Annotated in this window: 22 protein-coding genes; 10 read left to right on the forward strand and 12 right to left on the reverse strand. The window is 48.8% G+C overall.

Annotation, left to right across the window (positions count from 1 at the left end; genetic code table 11):
* The first annotated feature begins 89 nt into the window (after nucleotides 1-89).
* From H608_RS0103725 to H608_RS0103750, 6 genes are all read left to right on the forward strand, one after another.
* Complete coding sequence (locus H608_RS0103725; RefSeq protein WP_028786503.1) at nucleotides 90-1,115, forward strand: rod shape-determining protein; 1,026 nt, start codon at nucleotides 90-92, stop codon at nucleotides 1,113-1,115.
* 87 nt (nucleotides 1,116-1,202) lie between these two features.
* Complete coding sequence (mreC, locus tag H608_RS0103730; RefSeq protein ID WP_028786504.1) at nucleotides 1,203-2,078, forward strand: rod shape-determining protein MreC; 876 nt, start codon at nucleotides 1,203-1,205, stop codon at nucleotides 2,076-2,078.
* The gene (locus tag H608_RS0103735) at nucleotides 2,075-2,611 is read left to right on the forward strand and encodes a hypothetical protein (RefSeq protein WP_028786505.1); all 537 of its coding nucleotides are present in this window, start codon (nucleotides 2,075-2,077) and stop codon (nucleotides 2,609-2,611) included. The genes mreC and H608_RS0103735 overlap by 4 nt, the downstream gene beginning before the upstream one ends.
* Nucleotides 2,612-2,738: 127 nt before the next feature.
* Nucleotides 2,739-4,844: a penicillin-binding protein 2 gene (mrdA, locus tag H608_RS21135; protein ID WP_051268008.1), complete on the forward strand. Its 2,106-nt coding sequence runs from the start codon at nucleotides 2,739-2,741 to the stop codon at nucleotides 4,842-4,844.
* Nucleotides 4,841-6,181, forward strand: a complete 1,341-nt coding sequence (gene rodA, locus H608_RS0103745; RefSeq protein WP_028786506.1) for a rod shape-determining protein RodA — start codon at nucleotides 4,841-4,843, stop codon at nucleotides 6,179-6,181. Before mrdA ends, rodA begins: the two co-directional genes overlap by 4 nt.
* A gap of 18 nt (nucleotides 6,182-6,199) precedes the next feature.
* A complete protein-coding gene (locus tag H608_RS0103750; RefSeq protein ID WP_028786507.1) occupies nucleotides 6,200-6,940 on the forward strand; it encodes an MBL fold metallo-hydrolase in 741 nt (246 codons plus the stop codon).
* 180 nt (nucleotides 6,941-7,120) lie between these two features.
* On the opposite strand, the gene H608_RS21140 is transcribed toward H608_RS0103750, so the two are convergent.
* The 7 genes from H608_RS21140 to H608_RS0103785 all read right to left on the reverse strand — a co-directional run bounded on the left by H608_RS21140 (nucleotide 7,121) and on the right by H608_RS0103785 (nucleotide 13,118).
* Nucleotides 7,121-7,549 carry a hypothetical protein gene (locus tag H608_RS21140; RefSeq protein WP_155990035.1) on the reverse strand — a complete coding sequence of 143 codons (429 nt, stop codon included), beginning with the start codon at nucleotides 7,547-7,549 and terminating at the stop codon, nucleotides 7,121-7,123.
* Between the two features lie 5 nt (nucleotides 7,550-7,554).
* Nucleotides 7,555-8,271 carry a hypothetical protein gene (locus tag H608_RS0103760; protein ID WP_028786508.1) on the reverse strand — a complete coding sequence of 239 codons (717 nt, stop codon included), beginning with the start codon at nucleotides 8,269-8,271 and terminating at the stop codon, nucleotides 7,555-7,557.
* A gap of 37 nt (nucleotides 8,272-8,308) precedes the next feature.
* Complete coding sequence (locus H608_RS0103765) at nucleotides 8,309-8,863, reverse strand: RNA polymerase sigma factor (RefSeq protein WP_028786509.1); 555 nt, start codon at nucleotides 8,861-8,863, stop codon at nucleotides 8,309-8,311.
* A 233-nt stretch (nucleotides 8,864-9,096) separates the two neighbouring features.
* A complete protein-coding gene (locus H608_RS0103770; RefSeq protein WP_028786510.1) occupies nucleotides 9,097-10,056 on the reverse strand; it encodes a transketolase family protein in 960 nt (319 codons plus the stop codon).
* 49 nt (nucleotides 10,057-10,105) lie between these two features.
* On the reverse strand, nucleotides 10,106-11,161 hold the full coding sequence (gene galE, locus H608_RS0103775) for a UDP-glucose 4-epimerase GalE (RefSeq protein WP_028786511.1): 1,056 nt from the start codon (nucleotides 11,159-11,161) through the stop codon (nucleotides 10,106-10,108).
* A gap of 63 nt (nucleotides 11,162-11,224) precedes the next feature.
* Entirely contained in the window at nucleotides 11,225-12,421 is a 1,197-nt protein-coding gene (locus H608_RS0103780) for an inorganic phosphate transporter (RefSeq protein ID WP_028786512.1), read from the reverse strand.
* A 49-nt stretch (nucleotides 12,422-12,470) separates the two neighbouring features.
* Nucleotides 12,471-13,118 carry a DUF47 domain-containing protein gene (locus tag H608_RS0103785; RefSeq protein ID WP_028786513.1) on the reverse strand — a complete coding sequence of 216 codons (648 nt, stop codon included), beginning with the start codon at nucleotides 13,116-13,118 and terminating at the stop codon, nucleotides 12,471-12,473.
* Nucleotides 13,119-13,409: 291 nt separating this feature from the next.
* Here H608_RS0103785 and H608_RS0103790 point away from each other — a divergent pair, with 291 nt between their 5' ends.
* Nucleotides 13,410-16,163, forward strand: a complete 2,754-nt coding sequence (locus H608_RS0103790; RefSeq protein ID WP_028786514.1) for an outer membrane beta-barrel protein — start codon at nucleotides 13,410-13,412, stop codon at nucleotides 16,161-16,163.
* A gap of 49 nt (nucleotides 16,164-16,212) precedes the next feature.
* Entirely contained in the window at nucleotides 16,213-17,580 is a 1,368-nt protein-coding gene (locus H608_RS0103795) for a hypothetical protein (RefSeq protein ID WP_028786515.1), read from the forward strand.
* A gap of 83 nt (nucleotides 17,581-17,663) precedes the next feature.
* Here H608_RS0103795 and H608_RS0103800 read toward each other — a convergent pair whose 3' ends face one another.
* The 3 genes from H608_RS0103800 to H608_RS0103810 form a co-directional block, all read right to left on the reverse strand.
* Nucleotides 17,664-18,851, reverse strand: coding sequence for a hypothetical protein (locus H608_RS0103800; RefSeq protein ID WP_028786516.1), 1,188 nt, complete (start codon nucleotides 18,849-18,851; stop codon nucleotides 17,664-17,666).
* Between the two features lie 387 nt (nucleotides 18,852-19,238).
* Nucleotides 19,239-20,240 (reverse strand): glycosyltransferase family protein, encoded by a 1,002-nt coding sequence (locus H608_RS0103805; protein WP_028786517.1) that lies wholly within the window; start codon nucleotides 20,238-20,240, stop codon nucleotides 19,239-19,241.
* A 130-nt stretch (nucleotides 20,241-20,370) separates the two neighbouring features.
* Nucleotides 20,371-21,222 (reverse strand): UDP-2,3-diacylglucosamine diphosphatase, encoded by an 852-nt coding sequence (locus H608_RS0103810; RefSeq protein WP_028786518.1) that lies wholly within the window; start codon nucleotides 21,220-21,222, stop codon nucleotides 20,371-20,373.
* A 154-nt stretch (nucleotides 21,223-21,376) separates the two neighbouring features.
* On the opposite strand from H608_RS0103810, the gene H608_RS21145 reads away from it, so the two are divergent.
* Nucleotides 21,377-22,456: an alkaline phosphatase family protein gene (locus H608_RS21145; RefSeq protein ID WP_051268010.1), complete on the forward strand. Its 1,080-nt coding sequence runs from the start codon at nucleotides 21,377-21,379 to the stop codon at nucleotides 22,454-22,456.
* A 174-nt stretch (nucleotides 22,457-22,630) separates the two neighbouring features.
* Here H608_RS21145 and H608_RS0103820 read toward each other — a convergent pair whose 3' ends face one another.
* Nucleotides 22,631-23,680, reverse strand: a complete 1,050-nt coding sequence (locus H608_RS0103820) for a sensor histidine kinase (RefSeq protein WP_028786519.1) — start codon at nucleotides 23,678-23,680, stop codon at nucleotides 22,631-22,633.
* 30 nt (nucleotides 23,681-23,710) lie between these two features.
* Nucleotides 23,711-24,388 (reverse strand): response regulator transcription factor, encoded by a 678-nt coding sequence (locus H608_RS0103825; protein ID WP_028786520.1) that lies wholly within the window; start codon nucleotides 24,386-24,388, stop codon nucleotides 23,711-23,713.
* A gap of 249 nt (nucleotides 24,389-24,637) precedes the next feature.
* On the opposite strand from H608_RS0103825, the gene H608_RS0103830 reads away from it, so the two are divergent.
* The gene (locus H608_RS0103830) at nucleotides 24,638-26,842 is read left to right on the forward strand and encodes a hypothetical protein (protein WP_028786521.1); all 2,205 of its coding nucleotides are present in this window, start codon (nucleotides 24,638-24,640) and stop codon (nucleotides 26,840-26,842) included.
* Nucleotides 26,843-26,934: the final 92 nt, after the last annotated feature.

A 26,934-nucleotide genomic window follows, 5' to 3' on the forward strand; every position in this document is an offset into this window, starting at 1 on the left:
CACCTTCAAATAATTCAGAGCTGACAAGGGTTTTCGCTTTTTTGTTCGGATTATTTCCTCCAACTTTGCACACTAATCCAATAATAAAAATGGGACTTTTTAACTGGTTTACACAAGAGATTGCAATGGACCTGGGTACAGCCAATACCCTCATCATACATAATGACGAAGTTGCGGTTAACGAGCCGAGTATTGTAGCGTTGAACCGTAACAATCCCAAGGAAGTGCTTGCGGTGGGAAAGAAGGCGTTGATGATGCACGAAAAGACGCACGAGAGCATTCGCACGGTACGTCCGTTGAAAGACGGTGTAATTGCCGACTTTAATGCCGCGGAATTAATGATCCGTGAGCTGATCAAATTGGTTTATCCCAAGAAGCCGCTGTTTCCTCCCAGCTGGCGGATGATGATATGCATTCCTTCTTCCATCACGGAAGTGGAAAAACGTGCGGTGCGCGACAGTGCCGACCAGGCAGGTGCGAAAGAAGTATACCTGATTCACGAACCGATGGCAGCGGCCCTTGGTATCGGCATCGATGTGGAAGAGCCGGTGGGCAACATGATCATCGACATTGGTGGCGGTACTACCGGTATCACCGTAATCGCGCTCGCAGGTATTGTGTGCGACCAGAGCATCCGTATCGCCGGTGACGAATTCACCGCCGACATAATGGAAGCGCTCCGCCGCTACCATAGCCTGCTGATCGGTGAGCGTACAGCGGAGCAGATCAAGATACAGGTAGGTGCAGCCATGAAAGACCTGGACAATCCGCCCGACGATATTCCCGTTAACGGTCGTGACCTGGTAACCGGTATTCCCAAGCAGATCATGGTGAGCTACCAGGAGATCGCCGAAGCACTCGACAAGAGCATCTTCAAAATAGAAGAAGCCATTCTGAAAGCGCTCGAACAAACTCCTCCCGAACTGGCCGGCGATATCTATCGCCGCGGTCTTTATCTCACCGGGGGTGGTGCATTGCTGAGAGGTCTGGACAAACGGTTGAGCCAAAAGATCAAACTGCCTGTACACGTGGCTGACGATCCGCTGAAAAGCGTGGTTCGCGGCACAGGTATTGCTTTGAAAAATTATGATCGGTATCCATTTGTGATGCGATAGAAGAGGTTGGGACAGGAGGTCCGGAAAAAGTTAAGTTTCGCTTTTCCCCGGTCTTTTACCTGTCGCCGCCGGCCTTTGTCCTAATTTATGCGTAACATCTTTCTGTTCATTCGCCGCTACAGTGTGTTCCTGGGATTCCTGATCCTGCAGGGCATCTGTATATGGTTTTTATTTACCTACAACAGATCCCATCGCGCCAAAGGAATGGGCGTGGCCAATGAAGTAACGGGCTGGTTCAATACCCGCTACAACACCGTTCGCTACTTTTTCCGGATGAAAGAGGAAAATACGCAGGTGCACAAGATGAACGACTCCCTCCTGAATTTGCTGTCCGACAACTTTATCGCCCGCGATACCGGTCAACCCGTTATGCGTGATACGGTAAAACTCGACACCCTCGGACATTACCGGCGGTTTGCGTGGAGAGATGCACAGGCCGTATACAGCACGATCAACTCCGATAAAAATTATATCCAGATCAACCGCGGCTCCGCTCATGGTATCCGCGACGATATGGGGGTTTTCAGTTCCAATGGAGGACTGGTAGGAAAAGTGATTGCCACCAGCGCTAATTATAGTCAGGTGATGAGCCTCCTGCATGTGCAGAGCAAAGTCAACGTATTGCTCAAAAAGACCGGCAGTGGCGGAACGATTTCCTGGGATGGCAATGATCCTGCATTTTTAACCATGAGCGGTATTCCCAAAAGTGATTCTGTACTGAAAGGCGATACAATCGTAACCGGTAAGTTCTCCCTGAGTTTCCCGCCGGGCAAACTGGTAGGTACTGTAGATGCCGTGATCAAAAACAGCGCTACCAATTTCTATACATTAAGAATCCGGCCTTTCGCCAACTTCTCTACGCTGCAACAGGTATTTGTATCCGAGAACATCGACTTCGATGAGCAGCACAAGCTGGACGAAGAAGCCAAACGTAAAGTGGATTTCAAAAAAACGACACCTTGAGCGACCTGGTACGCAATATCATCCGTTTTGTGTTCTTCCTGCTCGTACAGGTATACGTGTTGAACGTGGTGCCGCACCTGCATCAACTGGTGGTGCCTTATTTGTATTTCCTGTTTTTGTTATGGCTGCCTTTCACCGTCTCCCGCGGCGGGCTGCTGGTACTGGGTTTCCTGATGGGTATTTCGGTTGACTATTTTACCATGACGCCGGGGCTGCATGCAGCCGCTTGTGTATTGGTTGCATTTGTACGCCCGTTCATCATCAATATTCTTGCACCAAAAGACGCCTCCGAGTTTACTTACCGCGAACCCTCACCCAAGGCAATGGGCTGGACGCCTTACATGGTGTATGTGCTCGTGCTTACGATTCTGCATAACGCTTATCTCACCTTGCTGCAGTGGCTTTCATTCGGATCACTGTGGTTGTTCCTCCTGAAAATCGTTACCACTACGGCTATCAGTTTATTGCTGATCATTACCACTGAATTGCTGTTTCCGCGCAAGCTGAAATTCCGCACCAATACATCATCCTGAAAATTTTCTTAAAAAGAAAATTTAGTCCCGTAAACATTTGGAAAGCGCGCGGAGTAGTTCGTACTTTGTAAAGGCTAATAATCCCCATTTCTTTTTATTCCATTCAACATCGGCGCCGTATTGACCTATGTCTGTGTTTAATCAATCCCGTAGCCGGGTGATCCGGCTGATCTTCCTGCTGGTCTTTCTGATCATTGTCGGGCAACTGGTCAACCTGCAGATCCTGTCGGGGAAATATGGTCCCATGGCCATGGACAATGCCGTCTATCCCAAGATTGTTTATCCCGAGCGGGGTATCATCTACGATCGCAAAGGCCGCGCCGTGCTCAACAACGCCATCATGTACGACCTGATGGTGACACCGGCTGAAGTAAAGAACATTGACACCATGGCTTTTTGCCGTATGATGGAAATCGATACCGCTGACTTTCGCAAACGTGTGAATGACGCACGGTTTAAAAATACCGGTGTAAGACCCTCCATCTTTCAATCGCTGCTCACACCACAAATGCAGGCGCGCTTTGAAGAAGACAGTTGGCGTTATCCCGGCTTTGCCATGGTGGAACGTCCGGTGCGCGTGTATCCCTTCAATGTGGCGGCACACATTCTCGGTTACATCAATGAAGTGGATGAGAAAGATATCAAACGCTCCAACAACTTCTACCGCCTTGGTGATTACATCGGTAAGAACGGACTGGAAGCTACGTATGAAAGAGTGCTGATGGGACAACGAGGCGTACAGTACATGATCAAGGACAACCGCAACCGCCTGGTGGGAAGTTATGAGAAAGGTGCTTTTGATACGGCGGCCATTGCCGGCCGGAGCCTGCGCACTTCCCTGGACGTGGAACTGCAGCAGCTCGCCGAACAACTGCTCACCGATAAAGTGGGAGCCGTGGTAGCCATCGATCCCAAGACCGGTGGTATTCTCTGCATGGCATCCGGACCAACCTACGACCCCAACCAATTGACGGGACCGGAGAAAGTGTCCAACTACGGCAAACTGGCGCTCGACGTAGCAGGCCCGCTGCTCAACCGTGCGATCCAGGGACGATACGAACCGGGTTCCACCTTCAAGCCGCTTGGCGGCCTCATTGCGCTGGACGAAGGCGTTATCACGCCATCCTGGGGTTATCCCTGTCCCGGCCGTTACTATGGCTGCGGAAGCGGCAAACCGGCCTGCACACACTCCGGTGGCGGACACGCCGCCAACCTGCGTTTAGCCATTGCCAACTCCTGCAACTCTTACTTCACGCACGTATACCGCCTGGCTGTTGACAACCCGCGCTATGGCAACGTGAAGAACGGTTATATGAAATGGCGCGAATACATGAACGCGTTCGGACTGGGAGTAAAACTCGGCGTGGACCTGCCTTCAGAAAACAGCGGCTTTGTGCCCGATACGGCTGTTTACAATAAAGAATACCGCGGGGCCTGGAATTCCTGTACCAACCTTACGTTAGGCATTGGCCAGGATAAAATGGGCGCCACACCGCTGCAACTGGCGAATGCCATGTGCATCATTGCCAACCGCGGATTTTACTATACGCCACACCTGGTGGAAAAAATTGATGAGGAAACGGAAGCAGATTCCGTTTTTGTAAAAAAATACCGCCAGCGGCACGACGTACTCACACACGTGAGCGATACCACCTACCAGGCGATCATCAATGGTATGCATGATGTGGTAACGATGGGTACGGCCCGCATTGCGCGTATTGATGGTATTGACGTGTGTGCAAAAACGGGTACGGCGGAAAACTATACTGTGCTTGACGGCAGACGGATCAAACTTGAGAACAACTCGGTATTCGTTTGTTTTGCACCGAAAGAAAATCCGAAAATAGCCATAGCCGTAATTGTGCAGAACGCCGGTTATGGTGGTACCTGGGCCGGTCCGATATCCCGTATCCTGATGGAGAAATACCTGATCGATACCCTGAATGCAAGAAGCAAGGCCGATCTTGAACGCATTTCCAAAACCAATAAAATGCCTTCGTACCTGAAGCGGCTGCAATTCAAAACAGACTCTATCCGGGCACAGGACTGGCTGCGTATAACCAAAGACAGTACGCGGTTGAAAAAATTCCTTCGAGGTCCGCAGGCGCCGAAGCCACAGAATCAGGACAAGGATAAAGAAAAACGCACTACTGTTACCCAGCACATTGCGCTGCTGGCACCCGACCGTAAATCACTCCGTCAACCCTTTGAAAAACCATCACCTGCCGCATGAGTCAGCGTAACCCTACCATATCGAAGGGCATGGACTGGAGCCTGTTCGGCATCTATATCCTGCTGGTGGCCGTAGGGCTGGCCGCTATCTTCAGCGTTACCTATAAAGAAGGAACGCCGGTAGTACAAAGCTTTTTATCCTTCGGAACGGATTACAGCAAACAATTTTATTTCTTTCTCGTATCGCTGGTGTTGGGATTGTTTATCCTGCTGACGGACAGTAAATTTTTTACGGCAACGGCCAACCTCTTTTATGCCGGTGGTATCCTGGCTTTGTTGCTGGTGTTTCCGTTGCACTCCAATATCAAAGGAACGGAGTCGATCATCAAGCTGGGTGCCTTCAACTTTCAACCGGCGGAATTTTGTAAAATATGCGTGGCACTGGCGCTCGCGAAATACTTATCAAGACCGGAGACGGACTTCCGGCAGACGAGGTCGCAATTGATTGCGGCGGCCATTACGCTGGTACCGGCAGTACTGGCGATCCTGCAAAAAGAAACAGGTCTGGCGCTGGTCTTCTTTGCTTTCTTTCTTGTGATGTTTAGAGAAGGATTGCCCTCCATCATCCTGGTGATCGGGTTTACGGGTGCAGCGCTGGTGATCGCAACACTGTTGCTGGAAAGATCCTTGCTGGCGATGATCCTGATCGGGATCACGTTGTTTATCGCCCTACTGTTGCGCAGACAAATCCGGCGAGATAAAATATTGTTATTGAGATTACTGCTTATCGGCGGTCTCTGTATCGGCATCCAGTATTTTGCTGTACCGTTCTTTTTTAAAAATGTGTTGGGCGCGCACCAGGTGGAGCGTATTTACAGTACACTTGGTAAAGACATCCCCGAAGAATACCAGAAGCGGGAAGTGGTGATCGATAAAAAGAGTGGCAAACAGGAGAACCTTGCCGATTACAACGTAAAACAATCCAAAATCGCCATTGGCAGCGGCGGGGTATTTGGAAAAGGATTGCTGAAAGGAACGCAGACGCGTTACGGGTTTGTTCCCGAGCAGCGTACGGACTTCATCTTTGATACCATCGGGGAAGGCTTCGGCTTTACGGGATGTGTGGTATTGTTAGCCTTATATCTCTTATTATTATTCCGGATAGTAACCATCGCCGAGCGTCAACGAAGTGTGTTCAGTCGTTGTTATGCTTATGGCGTAGCCTCGGTTTTATTTTTTCACGTGGCCATCAACGTATCGATGACCATTGGCCTGGCGCCGGTAATCGGTATTCCTTTGCCGCTGATCAGTTATGGCGGTGCGTCACTGCTTACCTTCAGCCTGATGCTGTTTATCCTGATGCGGCTCGATGCCGATCGTCAGATGGTGTTGCGCTAGGCTTTTAATTTAACAGACATGAAAATTATTCCTTTATCGGAAGGTTCCTTCACGATTGACGGCAGCAAGAAGTTCGTTCCCTTTGAAGAGAACACCGACGACCTGCAAAGCCGCCCGGTTGGCAGTCTGCTGGTAGAAGTACAGCCTTTTGTTGTTGTTACTTCCAAAGATGTGTTGTTGCTCGACACGGGTCTTGGATTCAAAGACCGCGCGACCGGTGAAATGCAATTGCACAAAAACCTGAAAGCAGCCGGCGTGGATCCTGCCAGTATCACCAAGGTGTTGATGAGCCATTTACATAAAGATCATGCGGGCGGCGTGGCTGATGCAACAGATCCCCGCAAGCTGAGTTTTCCGCAGGCAACTTATTATGTACGGGAAGATGAATTGAAATTCGCCTTTGAAAAAGGAACACCGTCTTATCTGCCGGACGAGCTGGAGTTATTGCGTCAATCATCGCAGGTGGTATTGCTCGACCAGGAGGAAGGAACGATCGATGGATATATACACTATCAATTAACGGGCGCGCATTCGCCTTATCACCAGGTGTTGCGTATGGAAGATGGGGCTGAAGTAATTTTCTTCGGTGCAGATGATGCACCCCAGTTGCAGCAAATGAAACACCGCTTTGTAGCGAAGTATGATTATGATGGAAAGAAAGCGATGGAGTTGAGACGCAAATGGTGGGAAGAAGGAGCAGCAGCGGGCTGGACGTTTTTATTTTATCACGATGTACGTACGCCGGTGTACGCCGGATAATTTGAAAATTTGATGATTTGAAGATTAGATAATTGCTGTCTCAGAGATCGCCACTTTTCAAATCTTCAAATTGCCTAATCAAAAAAAAGGCCCGCCCTGAAAAGGGCCGGCCGTTGCTAACCTATGAAAAACACCAAGGTCAAAGATAACTGAAAAATTATTTTATCCCAGCTTCATTTTTCATCTTTTCAACGGCCTGAGCGATCCGCTTCTTCCTCCGCCACGTTCGCGTCGTTCCCGGAGGTAGTTACGGATCTGCTGACGAAAACTTTGCTCTTCAACAAATACCCTGTTGGCGCGCTTCTCGCCTATAATGGGTTTAAATTCATCACGATAACGGAGTCTTACTTCTGCTTTTTTTTGCTGACGCACCAACGGATCCGTGTTTTTCACGTGTGCATCGCGCAATTCCGTAAGGTATTTTTCTAGTAACGGCTCGAATTTTTTCGCTTCATCATCCGTCAACTGCAAACGTTGCCGGATAAACATTTTCATGCCGCGCCGCAGTTTGATATCATCTGCAGGACGATCATCGTCTCCGTCCTGTTGCGCAAAGGACGGCAGCACCAGACCGGTCAGTAAAACAGCTATCAGTAGTAATCGCTTCATGTTTATCAGTTCAGCAGACTTTCGTCTTCACTTCCATCGCTTGTTACGTCCAGGAATGCATCGAGTTCACTATCCGGGATTTCCCTGAATAAAGAATTTAATTCATCACTTTTGGCGGTCACATTGGTGATGTCTTTATTGCTGATGCCGGGTGATGTTACCTGCACAAAATTTTCCAATGCTTCCACGGAAGTACCCTCAAACGTCCGGCGCACTTCTTTAGAAGCCAGCACGGATGAATTATTACCGGGTTGTTGCTGTTGCCAGATCATCAGTCCCGACAAAGCTATTACACCGGTAACGATTGCAGCGGCAGCATAGCGGAACCATTTCCTTGCATTCAAAGGTATTACCCTTGCCGTTACCCGGCTTTGGATACGCGCGGGCAGTTGCGCGAAATAATCTTCCGGTACGCTGTAAGGTATTTGTGTGCCGGCGCCCGTAAGAAAGCCTGTATCGGGTTCCTGTTCCTCTGTTGGAGTAAAATATCCTTCCGGTACTTTGAAGGGGGATACGCGTGGGAGGCTGCCGAGCAGGGGTGATAACGCGGCTATTTCTTCGTTAGCCGTCGTTGTTTCTTCTGTGCGTATGCGGGAAAGTATCACATCGGGAAGATCGTTGAAATAACCTTCAGGCACCCGGTAAGGAGCAGCCGTAAGGGCAGGTTGAAGACTGCTTCCACAATCCGCCAGTTCCTGTAATATGGTATCCCGCTGTGTCATTTTCTTCTTTATTAGGACGGCATTGCCGTGCTAAAGTTTAATGATTTTTAATGTAGTCTTCTATTTTTTTCACTGCGTGATGGTAGCTTGCTTTCAATGCTCCTTCACTGGTTTCCAGTATTTTACTCATTTGTTCGTAGGGCATTTCATCGTAATACCGCAGGTTAAACACGATCCGCTGCTTTTCAGGTAGCTGCTGCATAGCGAGTTGCAGTTTCCATTCCAATTTATTGGCATCGAAGTGTTCGTCGGCACGGATACGGTTTTCCAGCCCGTTTTCGAGGCTGTCGATACTCACCGATGAGCGCTTCTTCTGCTGTTCGAGATAGGTAAGACTTTCGTTGGTAGCGATACGGTAGAGCCAGGTATATAACTGGCTGTCTTCCCGGAAGTTTTCGAGGCCTTTCCACATGCGGATAAAAACATTCTGCAGCACATCGTCTGCATCGTCGTGTCCCACTACCATGCGGCGGATATGCCAGTAAAGTTTTTCCTGGTATTTTTTGACAATAGCAGCAAAAGCCCGCTCCTTTGTAGCCGGTTCCCGGAATTGGGTTAATAAAACGCTATCGGTCTGCGGGGTTAGCTCCATGTAGTACTGCTGGTTAGAAGGGCGAAAGCTTACAAAGTTTAAAATTCAAAAGGCAAAATTCAAAAAAGTGAATGGTGAATGGTGAATCGTGAATGGTATAACTGGCCTGAAGCAGTTATCGTTGGTTTCCCGGCTAACAAGGGCTGTTTACACTTCGACAGGCTCAGTGCAACGCTTATAACTTAAAACTTATTACTTAAAACTAAAAAGCGACCATCGGTCGCTTTTTAGTTTTATTTCTTCCGGCTGAGAACTTTTTCCGCCGCGGCTACGATGTCGGGAACATCGAGGCCATATTTCTTTAACAGATCTTTCGGAACGCCGCTTTCTCCGAAGGTATCTTTAGTGCCTACATATTCGATGGGAACAGGAATGTGACGAGCCGCTACCTGTGCAATGGCATCACCCAGGCCACCGATAATATTGTGTTCTTCGGCAGTTACTGCGCAACGTGTTTTGCTGAGTGATTTGATCACTGCTTCTTCGTCGAGCGGTTTGATGGTGTGCATATTGATTACTTCAACGCTGATGCCTTTTTCTTCGAGTTGCAAACCTGCCTGGATTGCATTCCATACCAGGTGGCCGCAGGCGAAGATGGTAACGTCTGTTCCTTCGGAAAGCTGTTGTGCTTTACCGATTACAAAATCTTCTTCTTTCGTGAAGATGGGCCATACCGGGCGACCGAAGCGCAGGTATACCGGACCTTCATATTCAGCTATGGCTTGTGTGGCTGCTTTTGTCTGTGCGTAGTCGCAGGGAACGATCACGGTCATGCCGGGCAGCATTTTCATCAGACCGATATCTTCCAGTATCTGGTGTGTGGCGCCGTCTTCGCCGAGTGTGAGGCCGGCGTGGGATGCGCAGATTTTTACATTTTTTCCGCTATAAGCAACAGACTGACGGATCTGATCGTACACGCGACCCGTAGAGAAGTTGGCAAAGGTAGTGGTGTAAGGAATTTTACCGCCGATGGTGAGTCCCGCACCGATGCCGATCATGTTGGCTTCGGCTATACCGCATTGTATAAAACGCTCAGGAAATTCTTTGATGAACTGGTTCAGCTTCAGTGAGCCTGCCAGGTCGGCGGTAAGCGCCACCACATTGGGGTTCTTACGGGCTGCTTCAACAATGCCATCACCAAAACCACTACGGGTATCTTTGTTACCGGTAGACTGGATATCTTTTAATGCCATAGCTAAAAATTAGATGGCAAATGTAAGTGAATTAGTGCTAATTACCGGGTTAGTTGAGCTCTTTCGGCTGGCTGCCGAAGATGGCATCGTCGGCCAGCAGGCGCTGCTCCCATTCCCATGCAGTGCTCAGCATATCTTCCAGCGTGTATTCCGGATTCCAGCCCAGTTCATTCCGCGCAAGGTCGTTGTTGGCATAAATGGCCACCACATCGCCGGAACGGCGCGGGCCAATCATATAATTGAGTTTTACGCCGCTTACTTTTTCAAATGTGTGGATGGCCTCCAGCACACTCACACCATTGCCCGTACCCAGGTTGAATACATCGCACAGACGTTTGTTCTTTCCCTGTTCCAGGTATTGCAACGCCAGTGTGTGTGCATGCCCGATATCCGAAACATGGATGTAGTCACGGATGCACGAGCCATCGCGTGTCGGGTAGTCTGATCCGTGTACGGTCATGGACGGCAGTTTGCCGATCGCTGTTTGCGTAATGGCCGGCACCAGGTTTTGCGGGCGACCGATCGGCAATTCCCCGATTTTAGCCGAAGGGTGTGCGCCTACCGGATTGAAGTAACGCAGCAGGATGCAACGCGTGCCGCTGCTTTTGGCAAATTCATTGATGATCTGTTCGCCCATCTGCTTGGTATAGCCATACGGCGATTCGGCGGGCTTGGGGATCGTTAGCTCCGTTACCGGAATATCATCGGGTGTGCCATACACGGTACAGGAAGAGGAGAATACAAAATGCGGAACATGAAATTCCTGTACACATTTCAGCAGGTTGATCAGCGACGTAATGTTGTTTTCAAAATACATCAAAGGCTTTTCTACCGATTCACCCACCGCTTTGTAGGCGGCAAAATGAATAATGCCTGCGATGTCGGGATTCTCCTGGAAAATAGCAAACGTATCGTCGAAGTTGCAAAGGTCTACTTTGTAGTTTTTGACGGTCTTACCGGTGATCTGTTCCACACCATTAAGAATACCGGGATTGGAGCGGGAGTTGTTGTCTGCCGAGATTACCGTATAGCCGTTCTGGATCAGGTCCACCAATGTATGTGAACCGATATAACCACAGCCTCCTGTTACAAGAATTTTTGCCATAAATAAAGTTACCGCAAAAGTAACGGAGAAAACGGATAACCGGAATCCTTCAGCTTTATTCGTTTAAAACAGATGTACTACGTAATACACGCAGGCGGCAATAAGCGCGCTGATAGGAATAGTAAGTACCCATGCCCAGAGGAGGTTGATGGTAACGCCCCAGCGTACGGCCGAGAGGCGTTTGGTCGCGCCCACACCCATGATGGCTCCTGTAATGGTATGCGTGGTACTTACCGGTATTTTCAGCGATTCCGTGATGAAGAGGGTCAGGGCACCGGCTGTTTCAGCGGCCACCCCTTCAAACGGTGTTACTTTGGTAATGCGCGTACCCATGGTCTTTACAATCTTCCAGCCGCCGCTCATGGTGCCCACGGCAATGGCCGCATAACAGGCGAGCGGTACCCATACGGGCATTTCGCTGAAACTGCTGATTTGTCCGCCGGCGATCAGGGCTGCGGTAATGATGCCCATTACTTTCTGCGCATCGTTACCACCGTGGCCCACACTGAAAATGGCGGAAGAAACGAGCTGCAGTCTTTTAAACCAGATATTGGCTTTGTGTGCATTCAGGTTGCTGAGGAAAAGCGAGAAAGAAGCCATGATCAGCAGGATAGAGGCCAGCAGTATCCATTTAAAATTCTGCGAATGGAATATAACTTTCAGTACATAAGAATCGTAATGACTTTTCAATTGGGCAGGGTCACGTTCCAGCACCAACGCCAGGAAGATGAATACCGCGATGATGACGCCCATCGAAAACAGCTTTGGTCCCCACCCTTTGCGGAAAGAATACATGAACCAGAGTGAAATGATAAAGGCCATGAGCATACCGATCAACGGTGCGAGGAAGATGAACAGGGCGATCTGGATAACGGGCCCTGAGTTGATCGATTGAAAACTGCCGGTATGTACCAGCGCCGCACCGATGAGGCCACCGATGAGCGTATGCGAGGAAGAAGAGGGAATACCTCTCCACCAGGTAAATAAATTCCAGATAATGGCCGCTACCAGTCCCGAAAAGATCACTTCAAGGGTGACAAAATCTTTTTTCACGGTTTTGGCAATGGTATCTGCCACACCATGGTCTTTGAAGATAAAGAAGGCAACGAAGTTGAAGAGCGCAGCCCAGAGTACGGCCTGAAAGGGGGTGAGTACTTTGGTGGATACTACCGTGGCAATGGAGTTGGCTGCATCATGAAAACCATTGATGTAGTCGAATACAAGGGCCAGTACAATAATCGCAATCAGGAAAGAAGCCATAAATTAGTTTATACGTGAGCAAACGGCTGGTTCTGTAGGGAAAACCGGATCAGGCGTATTTGATAATAATACTTTCAATGACATTGCTGGCGTCTTCGCACTTGTCTGTCACGATTTCCATTACCTGGTATATTTCACGTTTTTTGATCACTTCTTTGGCGTCGGGTTCGGTAGCGAAGAGGCGCTCGATGCTCATGTCGAAAATATCGTCGGCCTGGTTTTCGATGCTGTTGATCTTTACCAGGGCTTCCGTGATGTTGCGCATATTTTTCATGTTGCGCAGCTCGCGAACCGCGATGCGGATCTGCTGTGCGCCCTGCTCGATCAGTTCGGCCATTTTCTGCATGCCCATGTCGTTGGGGTTCACGCGGTAGAAGTTGATCTTTTTCGCAGAAGCATATATATAGTCGGCGATATCGTCGAGGGAGGTGGCGAGGTAGTGAATGTCTTCGCGGTCGAAGGGCGTGATGAAGTTGCGGCCAAGCTCGGTAAATACACTGTGTGTGAGTTCGTCGTTGGCATGCTCGAGGTCTTCGATCACTTTGATGAGGGCGGCTCTTTTGTCAAAATCAGTTTCCGCTACGACTTCTTTCATCACTACGCCCATTTTGGCCACGTTGTCAGCCACTTGTTCAAACAGTTCGAAGAAGATGCGGTTCTTCGGCATAAAGATCTTGAGGAAAGAATTGAGGCCCATTTTATTAGTTTTTAATATCGGGTGCGAAAATACTGGCTTCCTTAGCGGGGCTGGGGATATAAAGGTAGAATTAATAATTCCTTAATACAGATTGAGGAAAACTTTTTGCCGTTTCAGGCAGATGAAGCGCTGTGAATCAAGCGCTCCCGTTTAAACCGGCCCGAAAACGACCGACCCGCGTGCCATTAGCCGCAGCAGGTAACATTGCCGTAACATTCAGCTCACAATTGCTTAACGTGGCCGTAACAGTGTGGTAACCTGCAACCGCAACCTTTGCCGGAAATTACTGCTATGTACTCCAGGCTGCATTTAACGCTTCTCTTCTCGCTGTTGAGCTTTGTTCTTCACGCGCAGGAGAAGCTAACCGGTAAGATCGTCAACAACCGCAATGAGCCGGTAAGCGGCGTTTCAGTAAGGATCTCCGGCACTCAGAATGGCACTACTTCCAACGTGGAAGGCCGTTACAGCCTCACCCTTACTCCCGGCACCAAATACGAACTCGAATTTTCCGCTGTTAATTATATAGGTAAAAAAGTTTCCGATGTGGTGATCGGCGCCGGACTCGACAATACCCTGGATATCGTGCTGGAATTTGCTCCAAGCGATCTGGCCGGCGTAACGGTCCGCACCACTTCACGCCGCATGGAGAGTACCAACACCCTGCTCAATTTCCAGAAAAACAACACGGCCGTATCAAGCGGTATCGCCGCCGACTTCATCCGCCGTACGCCGGACAAGAACACCGGTGAGGTACTGCGCCGGGTGAGCGGCACTTCCATCCAGGACAATAAGTTTGTGGTGATCCGCGGGTTGAGTGACCGTTACAATTCAGCTTTTATTAACGGCGCACAACTGCCCAGCTCCGAGCCTGATAAAAAAGCCTTCTCTTTCGACGTTATCCCTTCCCAACTGATCGATAATATTATTATCAATAAAACCGCTACACCCGACCTTACAGGTGAGTTTGCCGGTGGCCTGGTACAGGTTATTACCAAAGACATTCCCACCAGCAGCCAGCTGGCATTCGGTGTGAGCCTCGGTTACAACACCCAGTCTACTTTTAAAGATTTTCTGAGCAATGAGCGCGGCCCTAACGACTGGCTCGGTTTCAGCGACCGCAAACTGCCATCTGCTTATCCCAAAAAATACGGTGCCTACAACTACCTGTCTACCGAGGACAAAGTGGCTGTATCAAAATCATTCCGCGACGACGTTTACCGCCAGGCACAAAGCACCGCTGGTCCTATACAGCAGTACAACCTGACATGGTCCAATGTTGTGCGCACAAAGAACAACGCACAATGGGGTTCCGTGATCGGCATCACTTACCGCAATGCCAAACAACTTTACAATGCCAACAAAGAACTGAACGAATATTTCGATTACACCGACGCACAGAATAAATACACCGTTAACTGGGGTGCTGTTGCCAACATCGCCTGGACCAAAGGCCGTCACAAAGTAGCCTTCAAAAACCTGTACAACCAGTTGCTCGACGATAACTACTATGTGCGCAGCGGCCTCAACTTCGACGGTCTGCAGGAAGTAGCGTTGCGTTCCTCGGTATTGAATCAGCGCACCTTGTACTCTTCCCAGTTGGAAGGTACCCATCAGTTGTTCAAAGACATCCGTTTTCAATGGAACCTGAACTATTCTTATAACCACAAACAAACACCTGATCTGCGTGTACAAACGTATTCACGCACGATCGGTTCCAGCGGACCGCTCACACTGAACCTGCGTGGTAACAACACCAACCGTTTCTTCAGCGATCTGAGCGATAATGCTTTTGGTTACAATGCTTCCCTGGCTATTCCTTTCACGCTGGGTGCGCATAAGCAAACGGTGAAAGTAGGTGGTTCCGCGACTGTACGCCTCCGCGATTTCCGCGGCATCATCCTGGGGCTGAAAGAGCCGGACGATCAGTCGATCACCACGCAGCCTTTCGATCAGGCTTTCCTGCACCAGAACTTCCGTCCTGATGGTTTCTACTACACCACCGACCTGCAGAACCCTTCCGATAAATATTATGGCGTGTCTGCCCTGAGTGCCGGTTATGTAATGTTCGACAACAAACTGAATGATGCGATCCGTATCGTGTGGGGTACCCGTTTTGAAAACTTCGAACAGTTCCTGAAATCTAACACGCTTACATCTGATAAAGCATCGATCCTGAATACAAATAAGTTTGATGTGCTGCCTTCAGCCAACCTGACCTGGAGCGTGAACAGTAAAACAAACTTCCGTGTAGCCGGTTCACGCACGGTAGCACGTCCTGAATTCCGCGAAGTAGCATCGTTTGCCTTCTTCGATTTCGAACAACTGGCTTCTATCTCCGGTACGCCGGGCCTGAAGCGAAGCAGCATCCTGAATGCCGACGTACGTTATGAATATTATCCCCGTTCAGGAGAATTGTTATCACTCGGTGCCTTCTATAAAAACTTTGCCGATCCGATTGAACTTACGCTCAACGAATCGAGCACGGGCAGCCGCCGTCAATACGAATACCGCAACGCCGAGAAGGCTAACCTGATTGGTGTGGAAGCTGAATTCCGCAAGAGCCTTTCTTTCCTTGGTGGCGCAAAATGGCTGGAGAACCTCTACTTCAATGGTAACGTATCGGTGATCTTCTCCAAAGTGCAGGTAGGTAATACCAATGCAGCCGGTGATAAACTCGAATCAACCAATCGCCCGCTGCAAGGCCAGAGCCCTTACCTGATCAATGCGGGCTTCCAATATGATGGTGAAAACGGTACCAACGTTTCGCTGCTCTATAACCGTATCGGTAAACGCCTGGCACTGGTAGGCAACGCTACTTTCCCAAGCATCTATGAGCGTCCGCGCGACCTGGTCGACTTCCAGATCTCTCAGAAAGTATTCAAACGTAAAGGTGAAGTAAGACTGACCGTAAGCGATATCCTGAACCAGCGCTATGTTTCTTACCAGGAAGCGTTCAACGGCAAAGGCACACTGCCTTTCATCGACTACCGTATGGGAACCACCATTTCACTTGGATTCAATTACAATCTCGACCTGAAAAAATAATTATCAATACACAATCCTCTCGTCTAAAACATACAAACCTGACAATTATATGAAAAAAGTCCTGTCTGCACTTGTCGTATCGTCACTGCTCTTCACGGCATGTGTGAAAGTCGAAATCGACGATTCTACAACCAACAACGGTAACGGCGGCTCTGGTTGTTCCGATGGCACCAAACAAGAGCAAATCATCTGCAGCAAGATCATCACCGGTCAGATCTCTGAAGATGTGGTACTGCCCAAAGGCAAGTACACCCTGAAAGGTTATGTATACGTAACCAATCGCGCTTCGCTGACGATCGCTGCCGGTTCTGTAATTGTCGGTGATACTATTTCCAAAGGTGCGCTGATCATCGAGCGTAACTCGCGCCTGATCGCTGATGGTACGCAGACGGAACCTATCGTATTCACTTCCGGCCGCAAGCCCGGTTCAAGAATCCCTGGTGACTGGGGTGGCATCATCCTGCTGGGTAATGCGCCTACCAACCACCCGACCACTCCGACTATCGAAGGTGGGGTGAACGCCCAATACGGCGGCAGCATTGCTGCTGACAACAGCGGCATCCTGCGATATGTACGTATCGAATTTGCGGGTATCGCTTCTGATCCGGGTTCCGAGATCAACGGTCTTACCTGCGGTGGTGTAGGTAGCGGCACGATCCTCGAAAATATCCAGGTGTCTTTCGGTAACGATGATGCTTACGAGTTCTTCGGTGGTACAGTAAACGCTAAAAACATTGTAGCGCTGGCGACTGCGGATGACGATTTCGACTTCGACAACGGTTATGTAGGCCGTATCCAGTTTGCGGTATCTATGCGCAAGCCTGACTTCGTGGATCCGGGTGATGCTGGTAACGGTATCGAGTGCGACAACAACGCCGGCGGCACAACTGCTACTCCGCGTACACGTCCTCAATTGAGCAACTTCACCATCATTGGTCCCAACAGCGCTACTGCTGCTGCCAACCACAACTACTCCAACCGCTGGAGAAGAGCTACACAGTTCGTACTGCGCAACTCTATCCTGATGGGTCACCCCGATGCAGGTTTCTCTATGGAAAGCGATGAAACAGTGACCGACTACTATGTAAATAATATCTCCGAGTTTAAGAACAACCTGGTGCATGCTGAAACAAACCCTTATCGTTCCAACAGCACCGTTGCTACTGCTGCTCAGATCAAAACGAAAGCGGAAGCCGACGGTTGTATCACTTACACCAATATCAACGATATTCAGTTGGAAGCTCCTTTCTATTCCACCAACCCCAACTTCCTGCCTAAAACCGGTTCACCTGCCCTTGCCGGTGCAAGCTTTACCGGCATGACAGGTTTCACTTCTACAACCTACCGCGGTGCCTTTGGTACAACCAACTGGGCTGCGGGCTGGACAAACTGGGATCCTCAGAACGCAGCTTATTAATCTGTTTGACGTTTAAGATAGGAAAGCCGGTCCGCTAAAGCGAGACCGGCTTTTTTGTATCAACGGGTTAGTAAGAGCCGGGGTCAGGGCCGGTAAGCGTATGCAATTTCGTAAGGCTGTTTGCGGAGCTGCGGCAACCAGTCACCGAGTGCAAGATCATCCTGCTGCGGTGTTGGTTCACACATGGAATATTTTTCACCCTTGTATTCGATCGTCTTTCCAACGGGTTTGTCAAACTTCACGGCAATAGTCACGTGGTGAGGAAAGCTCAGGACCAGCATCGGCAGGTTATAAATTTCTTTTACCAGGTAAAAGAAAAGCGCCGCGCGGTCGTCGCAATCACTCTTATCATTGAGCAATGTCTGCTCCGGTGTCAATCTTTTTTCTGCACCGAACTGATCGGTGTCGGGTTCAAACAAAAAAGCATAACGCGTAAACCGCATCAGGTAATCGACGCCGTCGCGTACACGCATGTGTTGCACATTTTTGCGAAGCAAAGGAATGAGGCTGCTGTACGTTTCGCGGCTTAAAGGAATATTGAAATAGGCTGCGTAATCAACTACGGGATAATTGGCAAAAATGTTTTTCACCTGTTGATTAATCTTCACTTTGAAATGATAATCCTGCTGGTAATAGCGGAAGCTGAGTTCTTTTTCCTGGTAATCCGCGTCGTTGAAACCCGGCAGGCGGGTAATGCGGTAAGAAAAACCATTTACGGCTTCCGGTATTTTTAGCTCAACAGGTGTAAAGAATTCGGTTGTGGGATCGATGCCTTTGTAATCGTGAAAGTTGAGGCATACATACTGGCGCCCATTGACGATACGGCTGGGAATATTGTAAATGTGTTCGTCGCTCTGCACATAAAACAGCATGCGCGACCCGGAGGTGGCCAGTATGGCATCGTAACCACATTTGCTGAGCAGGTACCATTTGTATAAGGTGTAACGCAGGTAGTCGTCTTCTTTTGGGCTGATGGCCTGTGCCGTGCGTCTGATGAGTTGATAGAACAACCAGTCGTCGGCCTGGTGCGTGTTTTTGTAATCTTTCAGCATCTCGATCATGGAAGCATAAGGTGCCGGATCGAGTTGCTGGTAAAATGTAGTGATGTTGCCGGAGGAAAGTGTACCGGTGAATTCGCTTCGCGAAGTTTTGTTGAATGCAAACTCAACGGGATCGCCGTAAAAATCAAAATGTACTTTTTCCTGCTGACCGTATAGGGGACCGGAAAGGCACAGGATTAACCAGGGAAGTATGAGGCGTTGTAAGTTCACAGGCAATACAATACTTACAAGGTACAAAAATTAACAATAAGGTAATATTAAATCTTGAGATGGGAGGTTTAAGGTATAAAAGGTTTAAGGTGTAGGGTGTAGGGTGTAGGATAAGGTGGCCGGTAGTAAGTAGTAAGTAGTAAGTTATAAGTAATGAGTCATAGAGATCATTGACGATTCACCATTGACCATTGACGATTCACGATTGACCATTCACTCCCGATACTTCGGGATCACAATTCACAATAAGGTAATCATGGGCTAACGTTGTCCTAACAATCATATAGGACATTTACCTCAGCTCTTTTCTACATTGTGTTCCAATTGCAGTACAAGCAATTTCTCATGCAGTTGCCATCCCGGAAGGACAGTGCCGGGGTGGTTTTTTTATGCCTGTACGGGAACGGGCGCCGCAGCAAAAAGATGTGCCAATGCCTGCGGAATGCTTTGGCTATAGTCTTTCTTAATGATGGGAGCATTTTGCAGCCAGTTATATACGGTTGCCTGAAAGTTATTATCGACCTGCTGCAGACAATGCACACCCATTTTTTCCAACGCGGCTGCATTACATTGCTGCTCGTATTGACTGCGGATGGGAACAGACAAAATCTTCTTACCGAGATGCAATGCCTCTGCCGGCGTTTCAAATCCGCCACCGGTGATCAATCCATGACAACCAATCATACTGGTTGAAAAAGCTTCACGGCTTACGGGAAGCAAACGCATGTTATTTACTTTCTTTTCTTTCGATATCTGTCCGCAAAAGATTTCAAAACGGCGGTCGCTGAATTGCTCAAACAAACGGATCAATTGCGGTTCGCAATAGGAGGGGAGGTATACGGTGATATAACCGAGATCTTCGGGTTGCGCTTCCAATATATCGCGACGAACAACGGGCGTGAAAATAAAATCTTCATAGGATTCAAAATGCAACCCGATATAGCGGCTTGCCTTTGCATAGTTCTTCAGGATCCATTCACCTGTGCGGTTGCGTGCGGAAGGACGCGGCGTATTGGCAGAAATGAAACTCGCCTGGTGCCCGAACTGCACCGATGGTACACCGCGGTTTGCACAGGCAGCAGCGGTGATATAATCAAAATCGTTGATCACCAGGTCGTATTCGTTTACCGGCAATTCACGGATTTCTCGGCGGATGCGCAAAGGCTTGATGCCTTTCATGATCTGCCAGTAGTCGAGTCCGCCGTTGCAGTTGTAATACAGGCTCATTCCTTTGCTGCGGTATTTCACAGGTACATCAAGCGACAGCGTACTGTTGCCACCGCTGAGAAAAAAATCTACCGTTCCGTATTCACGGAGATAAGGGTATAGTTCCATGGCGCGGCTGATGTGTCCGTTACCTGTTGCCTGTACTGCGTAAAAGATTTTCATATAGTGAATGGTGAATGGTGAATCGTCAATCGTGAATCATTCCTGGTTCGTGTCTTCACGAACCAGCCTCCACGGGCTGTTTCATTTTCACATCTACACATCCCGCCTCCGGCGGGATGTGTATACATTTTCACACCGCTCTTGAAGACTGCGCGAGTGAATGGAGATAAATCGCTATTTCGCTCGTGATTACTTCGGGACGATCGGGCGCAGGATGCGGACGTTCATATTTCATGATAGCCGGATCGTGTTGATACAATTGCCATTCATTATCACAATACTCCAGCGCCGTCATGTGTTCTACCCAATCGCCGGCATTGAGGTAGGTAACCGAACCTTTACCGGTGTGGATTTCGCGATGTTGCGGTTCATGAATATGTCCGCAAATCACGCAATCATATTTCTTTTCAATAGCCAGTTCAGCCACCATCTGTTCAAATTGATCCACCTTCACAATGCGTTTGTGAAACTGGTGCATGAGTTTTTTGGAAAGCGATACTTTCTCATAACCAAAAGAACGCATCAGCTTATTCATCATCTTGTTAAAGCCGAGCAGAATGGCGTAACCATTGCTGCCGAGTTTGGCCCAGAACCTTGCCTGGCTGCTGGTGGTGTGATCGAATACATCGCCATGAAAGATCCAGGTCATCTTGCCATTGATCTCGATAACGATCTTATCGGTCAGTTGAAAATTACCCACGTGCAGATCGGAATAACGGCGTAATGTTTCATCGTGATTGCCGGTGATATAGATCACGCGTGTGCCGCGGGTAAGCAGGAGCAGAATTTCCTGCACGATGGCAATATGATGCGGAGGAAAATAATGTTTACTGAATTGCCAGCCGTCGATAATATCTCCATTGAGTACAAGCAGCCTCGGCTCTATACTCCGGAGATAACTGAGGCACTCGCGTGCCCGGCAGGCATAGGTGCCGAGATGAATGTCCGACAGCACCACCACATCCACAGGACGTCTTTGCATAAGAACGGTTTCATAAAGTTTCCATTTTCATATAAACCCTGTATTACGGCAATGTTAAGGATGTGTGATTTACCGCAGGAAGGCATAACATAAAGGTCATGCGGTGTTAACAGGCTGTTCATATCCCGTGAATTACTTTGCAAAACATTCCGGTATGAAAACCTGGTTTGCTACCTTACTACTCTTTGCCACACTTCCTGTATTTTCCGGCGAGCCTGCTCCTCCCGCAGCATTTCAGCCCTTAGCCCCGGCCCACAATCTTGTGATCGTCACGATCGATGGATTCCGCTGGCAGGAATTGTTTACCGGCGCCGATCCGGCTTTACTTTCCAATGCATCCGTTACGCCCGACACTTCACTGATGAAGATGATGTATGACGCACCCGATGAAGCAATGCGCCGCCGTAAATTGTTACCGTTCTTCTGGAACGTGATTGCTGAAAGAGGACAGTTGTACGGCAATCGTCATTATGGCAACAAACTGAATGTCTCCAATCTCTACCATCTTTCTTATCCCGGCTACGCGGAGATGTTTACCGGACAGACCGACTGGCGGATCCGTTCCAACAAAAAGAAACTGAACCCCAACGTAAACGTGCTTGAATATTTACATGCAAAAGAAGCATTCCGCGATAAAGTGGTGGCGTTTACTTCCTGGGATGTATTTCCCTATATACTTAACAAAAAGCGCAGCGGATTGCCGGTCAATAGTGGTTATGATGAACAGGATGAAGAAGCAACGGGCGAACTGGCGGCATCGATCAATCATGTGCAATCGCAAACAGTGTGTCACGAAGGGGCTACACGGCATGATCAGTTAACTTTTATGGCAGCGCGTGCCTACCTGGAGCGTCATCGTCCCCGTGTGTTGTTCATAGGTTTAGGGGAAAGTGATGAATATGCGCATACCGGGCGTTATGACCTGTACCTGCAACAGGCCGCCAAAGCGGATCAGATGCTGGCGGATCTCTGGTACTGGTTGCAGACAACGCCGGGTTACAGGAATAATACAACCCTGCTTATTACCACGGATCATGGCCGTGGCAATCGGACCGCTACCTGGTCGAAGCACGACCTGGTTACGCGCGGCTCTTCTCAAACATGGCTCGCGATGATCGGCCCGGGCATACCGGCCACCGGTGAAGTAAAACAGGAGCAACAGTTTTATCAGCGGCAATTGGCCGGATTAATAGCGGGGTTGGTGGGGGAGCAATTTGCCTTCGGCAAATTGTAATGTGAAAATGTGCCCGCCTCCGGCGGGACCATGTGTAAATGACGAAAGGGTAATAAGTGAATAAGTCAATCAATCAATCAATCAATCAATCAATCAATCAATGGATATTTCATTTACACATTTCCACATCTGCCGCGAAGCGGCGGCACATTTACACATCCGGCCAAAGGTCGGTCAGTCCTTCCTTGTATCCAGTGTAAACCCAATCGTAGTGCCTACATCTTCCCGGCTGCGGACGTGAATGGTTTGACCGTGGGCTTCAATGATGTGTTTGCAGATCGCGAGGCCGAGACCGCTTCCCGTTACGTCGAGGCTGCGGCCTACATCGGTCCGGTAGAAACGCTCGAAAATGCGGCCTAAATGTTTTTCAGGAATACCGATGCCGTCGTCGCTTATTTCGATGAGGATATGTTTTTCATCGGTGTTATACATACTGGCCGTAATAGTGCCGTTGATCTTGCCGTATTTGATGGAGTTCTCGGTAAGATTGAGCAATACCTGGCGGATCTTTTCTTTGTCGGCAAATACCGTGAGCGGCGATTCACATCCTTTCTTGATCACACAACGGATCTTTTTCGGCACCGCCATGATGGAAATACTTTCAAACGTTTCGCGCACGAGATCCTGGATCACAAAATTCTGTTTGAAAAGATTGAGTTCTCCGCGTTCCAGGCGGGAGATTTCGTCGAGGTCATTTAACAGGTTGGTCAATCGCTCTACGTTCGTAGCCGTTTTTTCCAGGAAGCGGCGGTTTACTTCACCATTTTCCAAAGCGCCGCCCAGCAAGGTGTCTACATATCCCTGTATCGCAAATACAGGCGTTTTAAATTCGTGCGAAAGGTTTTGCAGAAATTCTTTCCGGAATTGTTCATTGGCCCGGAGCAATTCCACTTCCTGCTTGTTCTGACGTGCCCATTCTTCCACGTCCTCACGCACCTCGTCAATGCTTTTACGGGGTAAGATGTATTTGTAATAGGTCTCTTCGCGTTTGGTGGCTTTTGTCTGGTAAATGAATTTGTAGATCAGTTTGATTTTGCGGTAGATGAACCGTTCCAGTACAAAGGAAATAAGCACATACCCACCGCTTGCGAGCAGGAAGAAGGATAACAACACCGGTTGCCAGCGGCGTTCAATAATAAAAACCAGTAAGGTAATTGGTATGGCCAGGGCAAGGGCCGTAAAAAAAGCAAGCTGACGCGGGGTCAGGTTTTTGGTAGAGAACATACCTGCAATTTACTGTAAAAGCGTGCAGGTCTATACTTCAAACTTGTAGCCTACACCTTTAACCGTGGTGATACAATCGATACCCAGTTTCTGGCGGATTTTGCGGATGTGAACATCAATGGTGCGGTCGCCTACGATCACTTCATTTCCCCAGATTGCATTGAGTATTTCATTGCGGAGAAATACACGGCCGGGTTTCAGTGCCAGCAGGTACAACAGTTCGAATTCTTTTTTGGCCAGTACCAGGTCGTTTCCGTCCACCTGCACCACGAATTTCTCGGGATCGATTACGATATTTTCGATGCGCAGTACGCGGCCATCGGGTTTCTGAATGCGGCGGAAAAGAGCATTCACCCGGCTCAGAAACACTTTGGGACTAACAGGCTTGCTTACATAATCATCGGCACCGGTTTCCAGTCCTTTTACCTGTGTGGTTTCGTCATTCAGGGCGGTGAGGAACATGATGAGAGTGTCTTTGAAAGCCGGCTGGGCGCGGAGGATCTGGCAGACTTCAACGCCGGTCTTGCGGGGCATCATTACGTCGAGCACTACCAGGTCGGGTTGGGTGCGTTTGGCTTTTTCAATCGCTTCATCACCATCTTTTGCCGTAATTACCTCGTATCCTTCACTCGAGAGATTATACTTCAGGATTTCCAGGATATCCGGCTCATCATCTGCGATCAAAACTTTTCGGCTCTTGGCTTCCATGCAGTAAAATTTGCGCAAACCTACCCCCATTTTTCAGCATGGGGAAATATGCGCTGGTCGTTCATATAGAGTTAATGTAAACTTAATACGCTGGCCTGTGTTTTGCAATAGACCCTCTTGCCTGCGCATGCCGGACAGCGTTTTTCGCAAATAGCCGTCCAATGCAACGCGCTGAGCCTTAATTTTGTCTTTACCAGACTGCATCCGACCAGCACATTAACCGGGACTGCAGCGTTCTAATACTGTGATATGCCAAACTTTGCGAAGCACTATATACTTATCCTTTGCCTGCTGACTGCCGCTACTGCCGGATATGCGCAGCCGCCCGAAGATTCGATCAAAATTCCCATTTTTCGCCAGGGATTTCACGACCGTGTTGACCGCCAGCAAGATCAGATAGACCAGCTCGACAGCAAAAAAGACCGCTTTTTTGCCGCCTCGAAGGACGAAGAACGCGACTTCCTGATCAGCAGGGCCCTGTTCCAAACACTCGATAAATTACAACTCGACATCGAAAAGGATACCCGCATTACCGGCGACCAGGAAAAGAAACGGGCGCTCGTTTCCATCGAAATATTCCTCAAAAACTATCTTTCCAACTACCGCAAGCAGAATTTTAACATTTTCTACACCCCGATGATGGTGGAGAAATTCCGCTTCGGTCTCAACATGGTGATCGATAACCGTCCAATCGATTCGCTCATCCAGGCCATTCCTTACGACGTGGGCACCAGCGTTTATCACGCACTCAGCGATTACGGACCTTCGCAGAATGCAGCCAATATTCTTACGTTGAAATATTGCCGGCTGCACCCCGAACTCACGTTTTTTACCTTAAATAAAAATCCCAACGTTCCTTTTGCCGACAGCCTCATCCGGGCAATGGGAAAGAAATACCCCGAGCAACTTTACACTTACTCGCAGGCTAATAACGCACTGGGCAACAAGATCCGCGGCATACAGGACGATGATTTTGTAAAATCAGTGGTGAAGATGTCGCGCAGCAAAAGCGGGCAACAATATTTTCCTTTCCTCGATAATATCGTAAAAGGCAAGCTCAGCATTGAAGATGTGGAAGCCGTGATGGATGATTCAGTGCAATACTTCCGCCTGCTCGTCAAAACGCAGATGGAATACGTGGAACGCGCCATCAATAAAGACACCGCGCTCGGTTTCCGCGAACTCACCGCCAAACTCGAAAAGAAAGCGAAAGACGTTTTCGTTACCACCATCAATGGTCTGCATAACGAAAACGATGCAGTGCGTTTCCGCTGCCTGCAACCGCTGACTGCAGAAGAATTGTATTACCTCGCCGTAATGACCAACGGCCTCATTTATACGTCGAGTTATACCAACGGTGTGTATCCGATGATGATGAAAAAAGCGAATAACCGCGGTGATTCCCTGCTGATGCGTTTGCATTTCGATCATTACCGGCGTTTCATCAGCCAGGCGGCGGCCTATAATAAACTGGGGCATTTTCTCTCCACCTTCCCCGATCAGGATGATGCGCACAAATTGATGCAGGCTTTCGTCAACAATCTCGAAAACTCCGATGGACTGGAAGACGGTGTGGACGTGGCGGACTCCTATGCAAGCATTACCGAAACGCTGAAGCCGCTCGCCGATGAAATGCTGGTGAATGTGCGCGCAAATTACCAACGTAACCTTGCTTCCAATAACAAACGCGGCATAGCGATCTATAATATTTTATACAAACTGTTCCTGTCTGCCGACTCCACCAATAAAGTGGATCTCACCAAAGAACTCGGCATTCCACCGGTTTATACGGTGCCGTTCTCTTCCCTGACCAATGACAAAGGCGAAGTGATCGTGCAGGTATATTTCTACGGAGACAAAGACGGCCAGAACATTTTCACCGGATTCCAAAATATGTTCGGAGCTCCCAACTGGACCATCGACCGAAGCAACAGTCAGTGGATCGTCATCCGTTCCGTAAAAGGCAAACCCGTTGTCATTTACGCTAACCGTGCGTTGCCCGAAGAAACGGGAGAAGACGATAAAGCACAACAGGCATTGGGAGAATACCTGGAAAAAAATAACCTGCGTCCAACCGTTACCATTCACCGTGGACATAGTTATTATGCAGAAACGACCATCGCCTACATGGCTCCTTCTTCTAGAATCGTATTCATGGGATCGTGCGGAGGTTTCAACCTGATCAATGCCATTCTGAAAAAAACACCGGATGCGCACATCATTGCATCTAAACAAATCGGCAAAACGGCCATCAATAAACCTTTCTTCTCCATCATTACGGAGCAATTGCGTAATGGCCGCGATATCGACTGGATCGCCTTCTGGCGCAGCTTTAAATCTGCCGCCAAAGTGGAGGGTTTTGAAGATTATATTCCCCCGTATAAAAACCTGGGCGCTATTTTCATCAAAGCGTATAAGCTTTCGATCGGTAACGAGGAGACGGGAGAGCAGTGAGTCAATGAGTGAATAGTGAATAGTGAATGGTGAATCGTCCATGGCGGATATGGCTGTTTACCTGATACTTAAAACTTATTACTTAAAACTTC

Source organism: Terrimonas ferruginea DSM 30193 (assembly GCF_000425585.1).
In the GTDB taxonomy this organism is placed as follows: domain Bacteria; phylum Bacteroidota; class Bacteroidia; order Chitinophagales; family Chitinophagaceae; genus Terrimonas; species Terrimonas ferruginea.

What these genes read in the sequence shown, in the direction of transcription:
- mreC (WP_028786504.1), top strand. Translation starts at nt 1,203, where the DNA reads ATGCGTAACATCTTTCTGTTCATTCGCCGCTACAGTGTGTTCCTGGGA.
- H608_RS0103825 (WP_028786520.1), bottom strand. Translation starts at nt 24,388, where the DNA reads ATGGAAGCCAAGAGCCGAAAAGTTTTGATCGCAGATGATGAGCCGGAT.
- galE (WP_028786511.1), bottom strand. Translation starts at nt 11,161, where the DNA reads ATGGCAAAAATTCTTGTAACAGGAGGCTGTGGTTATATCGGTTCACAT.
- H608_RS0103785 (WP_028786513.1), bottom strand. Translation starts at nt 13,118, where the DNA reads ATGGGCCTCAATTCTTTCCTCAAGATCTTTATGCCGAAGAACCGCATC.
- mrdA (WP_051268008.1), top strand. Translation starts at nt 2,739, where the DNA reads ATGTCTGTGTTTAATCAATCCCGTAGCCGGGTGATCCGGCTGATCTTC.
- H608_RS0103820 (WP_028786519.1), bottom strand. Translation starts at nt 23,680, where the DNA reads ATGTTCTCTACCAAAAACCTGACCCCGCGTCAGCTTGCTTTTTTTACG.
- H608_RS0103810 (WP_028786518.1), bottom strand. Translation starts at nt 21,222, where the DNA reads ATGCAAAGACGTCCTGTGGATGTGGTGGTGCTGTCGGACATTCATCTC.
- rodA (WP_028786506.1), top strand. Translation starts at nt 4,841, where the DNA reads ATGAGTCAGCGTAACCCTACCATATCGAAGGGCATGGACTGGAGCCTG.
- H608_RS0103770 (WP_028786510.1), bottom strand. Translation starts at nt 10,056, where the DNA reads ATGGCATTAAAAGATATCCAGTCTACCGGTAACAAAGATACCCGTAGT.
- H608_RS0103765 (WP_028786509.1), bottom strand. Translation starts at nt 8,863, where the DNA reads ATGGAGCTAACCCCGCAGACCGATAGCGTTTTATTAACCCAATTCCGG.
- H608_RS0103725 (WP_028786503.1), top strand. Translation starts at nt 90, where the DNA reads ATGGGACTTTTTAACTGGTTTACACAAGAGATTGCAATGGACCTGGGT.
- H608_RS0103750 (WP_028786507.1), top strand. Translation starts at nt 6,200, where the DNA reads ATGAAAATTATTCCTTTATCGGAAGGTTCCTTCACGATTGACGGCAGC.
- H608_RS21145 (WP_051268010.1), top strand. Translation starts at nt 21,377, where the DNA reads ATGAAAACCTGGTTTGCTACCTTACTACTCTTTGCCACACTTCCTGTA.
- H608_RS0103830 (WP_028786521.1), top strand. Translation starts at nt 24,638, where the DNA reads ATGCCAAACTTTGCGAAGCACTATATACTTATCCTTTGCCTGCTGACT.
- H608_RS21140 (WP_155990035.1), bottom strand. Translation starts at nt 7,549, where the DNA reads ATGAAGCGATTACTACTGATAGCTGTTTTACTGACCGGTCTGGTGCTG.
- H608_RS0103795 (WP_028786515.1), top strand. Translation starts at nt 16,213, where the DNA reads ATGAAAAAAGTCCTGTCTGCACTTGTCGTATCGTCACTGCTCTTCACG.
- H608_RS0103760 (WP_028786508.1), bottom strand. Translation starts at nt 8,271, where the DNA reads ATGACACAGCGGGATACCATATTACAGGAACTGGCGGATTGTGGAAGC.
- H608_RS0103780 (WP_028786512.1), bottom strand. Translation starts at nt 12,421, where the DNA reads ATGGCTTCTTTCCTGATTGCGATTATTGTACTGGCCCTTGTATTCGAC.
- H608_RS0103790 (WP_028786514.1), top strand. Translation starts at nt 13,410, where the DNA reads ATGTACTCCAGGCTGCATTTAACGCTTCTCTTCTCGCTGTTGAGCTTT.
- H608_RS0103805 (WP_028786517.1), bottom strand. Translation starts at nt 20,240, where the DNA reads ATGAAAATCTTTTACGCAGTACAGGCAACAGGTAACGGACACATCAGC.